This is a genomic window from Robinsoniella sp., from assembly GCF_034124845.1.
On sequence record NZ_JAWYAJ010000020.1, the window covers coordinates 5,520 to 10,514 of the forward strand.

The window sequence follows — 4,995 nt, forward strand, 5'->3', positions numbered from 1 at the left end:
CCCCGTCAATGATAATCGCAATACGGTCACAGAGCTTTTCTGCTTCTGACATGATATGGGTAGACATGATAATTAACTTTCCTTCAGCTTTCAGTTTCTGCAGGTAATCCGTTACTGCACGTGCTGTAATGATGTCCAGGCCCGTAGTAGGTTCATCAAATATAATAACCTGCGGGTCATGGATCAGGCTTACTGCAATGGCGGCTTTCTGCTTCATACCGGTGGACAGTTCCTCTATTTTTTTGTCTTCGAATTCTTTTATTCCAAAATGTTTAAAAAGCTCATCCCGACGCTGATTGATAGTTTCTTCAGAGAGGCCATGGAGTTTTCCGAAAAATCCCATGAGATACTTTGGTGAAAACTGGGGATCCAGTTTGATTTCATTTGTTAAAAATCCAATGTTTTCACGAACCTTGGCTGAATCCTTGATGGTATCGTAACCACAGACAGATATGCTTCCGCTGGTAGGCTTCAAAAGAGTCGCCATACAACGCAAAGTAGTGGTTTTGCCGGCTCCGTTTGTACCCAGCAGGCCGAAGATCTCTCCTTCGTGTGCTTCCAGATTAAGATTGGAAACGGCAATTTTTTTCGTATTTTTTGCTTTTTGTTCTTTTTGCTGTTTCTTGTTCAGGTGATAGATTTTGGAAAGATTTTTGATTTCTACCATAATATGTCCTTTCTGTTGCTAATGATTTTTGGGTTTGGATAATTTTAAAGAGGTTATGGAATAGACCAGAACCTGCAATAACCAGATTGATCCGACAATTAAAAATGGACTGATGCCAATTTCAAAAAACGGTCCCACCAGGATTAATAAAATTAAAATAACTACATAAAAGATCTGGGAAACACGAAATGCTTTGTATGCAGACTTATAAGCAACCTGCTTTTCTTGTTCATCACAGCTTTTCAGCCATTGTTTCTGAAAATTGAAATCCAGAGGATCTCCCTTTTTTTCCGGATTGATTTCCTGATCCAGACTGATAATTTTCCTCTGCAAAAACGCCAGTGAAAGGGATAATGTGATAAAAGCCAGCATGCAGATAACTCTTGCGGAGTTATCGTTTTTATGAAGGTCTAAAACTCCGATACAAAAAGCAGTCATCGCCAGTATAGGCCCGATCTCACTTGCCATCAGGGAGATGGAAAGCTTCCTCTCCGTTTTTGCAATGTAGTCGGAATCCTCCTGGTCCCATAGCCGAAATTCTTTTTTTGAAATGCGGTATAATACATAAGCGGTTAAAAGGGCTGCGGCATCAAATACAACACTCATATATATAGAGCAGCGGATTAAGACGCCGGATACCGTATTTCCCACAATGGTCAGATTGGATTCAGAGGAGGCAAAAAGAAATCCTGCAATTCCACCGAATACACCTGACAGAAAAACGACAAGAATAAATCGGATTGCGACAATCTTACTCTTATTCTTCATCATCTTCTCCTTCCTCATAAATAAATATTTCTTCAACACCGACCCCGCAGACTTTGGCTATTTTAAGTGCTAAAGTTACTGAGGGGGAATAATCGCCCCGTTCAATCAAACTGATGGTCTGTCTGGATGCACCTACCAGGCTTCCCAGCTGCTGCTGGTTAATGCCAAGTCTGGCGCGGTATTCTTTCAAGCGATTGTATAAGGGCGTATGATCATCCCCTTTCTGCTAACGTAATGATAATCCATGGAATGACAAGAAATTAAGTCAGAATGACAAATATCCTTGTCAAAGACAGTATAGCAATGACAAAGATAGTTGTCAAGAAAAATTTAAAGAAAATTAAATTAATACTCTCAATGAACCAAATCAGGCTCTGCCTTCTTTATATAGGCTTCCAGAGAATTGCGGTCAATCAAGGCGGGGACTACCCCCTGTCTGGAAATACAGAATCCTGCGGCGTAACCTGCAATCCGCACTGCTTCATCCAGTTGGTATCCGTAAAGGAGGTAAGATGCAAGTGCTGCTATAAAAGCATCTGCGGCGCCGGTATTGTCAACGGATACAAAACCAACTGCCGGATAGTAATGTTCGCAGCCGTCTGACTTTACGTAGCATCCACGGTGTCCCAGCGTGATAATCACAGTGTGTACGCCCTTGCGGATAAAAGAATCAGCCTGCTGGGAAAGGGTGCTGATGCCCGGACACAAGGCCGCCATTTCCAGCCGGTTGGGGATAAAGATGTCGATATTGTTAAGAATGGAATCCGGAATCTGTTCCACTAGAGTGGGCTTCAGGATTGTTCCGGCACCGTATTTTTTAGCAGTTTTTGCTGCTGTTTCAATGGCTGTATCCGGTATTTCAGTGGGAAGCAGGCAATAACCTGCATTTTCAAACAGGCGTTCATTATCAATGATGTCCTGTGGTCCTAAATGCTGATTTGCTCCGGTCAGTATGGATATCGTACTCTCACCGTCATTTTGAACGTGAATATAAGCTTTCCCCGTACTGGCACAGAGATCTCTACCGATACCCTGTATATCCACCTCATTTTCCTTCATGGCATTGTAAATAAGGGCGGAATCATAGTCATTCCCAACCTTGCCGATCAGGGAAACCGCATGTCCCAGACGTGCGGCTCCGATTGCCTGATTCACGCCTTTGCCGCCGGGAAAAGTAGTGGAGCGGCTGGTACTGACTGCTTTACCGGAATGGGGCAGTTCATCCACATTTAAGGTAATATCAATATTGATACCGCCTACCACGACGATTTTTTTGGAACGTATGCTATAGGGGATATCCAGGCTGGCGGCGTGGTCTACCGTGATTTGCCGATATATGTCCGAAGCGGAATGTTTTCGTTTTTCGCATCTGCCGATCAGATCCCCGCAGATAAAGCGCCCCAGTTCATAGTAAGGAACCTGAATGCCGGAGATAGGGGGATAGTGCAGCTCTTCCGGCACATCATCCTTTAAAGCAATGAGAGAAATGTCATAGGGAATCCGGTAATGGATATTGTAAAGCTGCTCGTAGAGAGCAAGGCAGGAGGTGAAGTCGGCACACAAAATAGCAGTGTATTTCCTGGCTGCAATATCAGAATACCAGCTGTCAGAATCAGTAAAAATAACCATGCTGTTGGAAAATGGTATCTGATTGTCATACAGGCACCTTTTAAAACCCTCCAGAATGAGCTGTGAACGTCTGGAGCCCGGGGAGAGAAGACAGGCTATTTTTCGATGTTTATATGAAGTTAAAATCCAGGCGGCTTTATAGCCCAGATCGGAAAAGTCGATACAATAGCTGCTGTCAGATAGAGGTAAACCATAGATGATAAAAGTAATGTCCAGCTTTGCAAAATGATGCTCATGTTGAAGGCTCTGGCTGTTTACCGGGTCCCAGATAACGCCATCCACTTTGTATTTGCAGAGTGCAGTTATATTTTTCAACTCTTCTTCTGCGCTGTTAAAACTGTCACAGATCAGAATATGATATCCGTTTTCCCGGGCGGCGGACAGGATACCATCCAGCAGGAGCCGGGATTTGGAGGCAGATTTTAGCAAAACCCCCAGGACAAAGGTTTTTGCAGTGGAAGCAATTTTTGCCGAAGCATAGGGGGAATAATGATATTCTTTTACGATTTTCAATACACGGTTTCTGGTCTCGGCATTGATATTCTCATCTTTGCTGTTAACGATCTTTGAAACAGTGGAAATGGATACACCGGCTAAAGCGGCAATTTCTTTAATTGTCATTTTACTATTACTCCAAGTTTAAAAATGTTTGCGGGATGCATTTGCAATAACCTTATTATCATATACCAATTATAATTTGTCAATTCCTTTTAGAAAAATAATTGTATAAAAAGCACAAAAAATAGTTTTAAGAAATAGTTATATCTAACAAAGTATAATAAATGGTATTGACATAAAGCGAAAACGTGATAAGATAACATCAAGAAATTGATTTAAGAAAATTATTTTCCTAAACTTACAGTTATAATTGGAGAAGGGAGGAGCTTAAGGAAACTAATTGATATTGCAGATGATATCCACAATGCAAAGTGTAGAACTGCAATTATACATTAAATCTATCATCTTATATACGTAAGAGAAAATTGCATCTGATCCTTCAGAGTAAAATTGCAGGAGCAGCGTGAAGGTAAAAAATAACTATTGTTTAATGCAGGAGGTAATTGGTATGACAGACCAGGAATTAATCAGAAAATTAGAACGGCCGGCAGGTCCGGTGGATGTTGTGATTGACACGGACACATTTAATGAGATTGATGACCAGTATGCACTTGCTTACTTGATTAAGTCAGGGGAAAAATTAAGGCTGAAGGCAATCTATGCGGCGCCTTTTCACAATGATAAGTCTAAGGGACCCGGGGATGGAATGGAAAAAAGTTATCAGGAGATTATGAATGTACTAAAACTTATGGAACGGGAGGATTTAAAGGATAATGTCTATAAAGGATCGGTAAAATACCTGCCGGATGAATCCCAGCCGGTAGAATCGGCTGCGGCAGAGAACCTTATAAAAAGAGCAATGGAACGAAAAGAGGAGGATCCTCTTTATATTATTGCCATTGGTGCAATTACTAATATTGCTTCTGCAATTATATTGGAACCGGAGATAATAAATCGGATTGTAGTGATCTGGCTGGGAGGAAATTCCTATGACTGGCATGACAACAGGGAGTTTAATTTATACCAGGATGTTGCAGCGGCGAGGGTGGTGTTTGATTCCGGAGTCCCACTGGTACAGCTGCCATGCATGGGGGTAGTCTCCCATTTTGCAACTACAGGACCGGAGTTACAATACTGGCTGTCAGGCAAAAATAAGTTATGTGATTATCTGGTAAATGTCACATCCTCAGAAGCGGAACGGTATGAAGAAAGTAGCTGCTGGAGCAGGGCAATCTGGGATGTGGCTGCGGTGGCATGGCTCCTGGATGAGTCCTTTATGCTGGACCGCTACGAGCACAGTCCGGTTCCGGAGTATGATGACCGGTATGCATTTGACCGGACAAGACATCTCATTAAGTATGTCTATGCGATTA

The 4,995-nt window shown here is 42.3% G+C and carries 5 protein-coding genes; 1 reads left to right on the plus strand and 4 read right to left on the minus strand.

Annotated features, from left to right (window positions below):
* From ACH2DQ_RS01090 to ACH2DQ_RS01105, 4 genes are all read right to left on the minus strand, one after another.
* On the minus strand, positions 1-667 hold a 667-nt coding region (locus ACH2DQ_RS01090), incomplete at its 3' end, for an ABC transporter ATP-binding protein (protein ID WP_395025168.1).
* 18 nt (positions 668-685) lie between these two features.
* Positions 686-1,438: a DUF3169 family protein gene (locus ACH2DQ_RS01095; RefSeq protein ID WP_394911079.1), complete on the minus strand. Its 753-nt coding sequence runs from the start codon at positions 1,436-1,438 to the stop codon at positions 686-688.
* Positions 1,425-1,625, minus strand: a complete 201-nt coding sequence (locus tag ACH2DQ_RS01100; protein ID WP_395025170.1) for a helix-turn-helix transcriptional regulator — start codon at positions 1,623-1,625, stop codon at positions 1,425-1,427. The genes ACH2DQ_RS01095 and ACH2DQ_RS01100 overlap by 14 nt, the downstream gene beginning before the upstream one ends.
* A 164-nt stretch (positions 1,626-1,789) precedes the next feature.
* Positions 1,790-3,685: a PfkB family carbohydrate kinase gene (locus ACH2DQ_RS01105; RefSeq protein ID WP_394911081.1), complete on the minus strand. Its 1,896-nt coding sequence runs from the start codon at positions 3,683-3,685 to the stop codon at positions 1,790-1,792.
* A gap of 445 nt (positions 3,686-4,130) precedes the next feature.
* Between ACH2DQ_RS01105 and ACH2DQ_RS01110 the strand changes: the two genes are divergently transcribed.
* Positions 4,131-4,995: nucleoside hydrolase (locus ACH2DQ_RS01110; protein WP_395025173.1), on the plus strand; the 865-nt coding region annotated here is incomplete at its 3' end.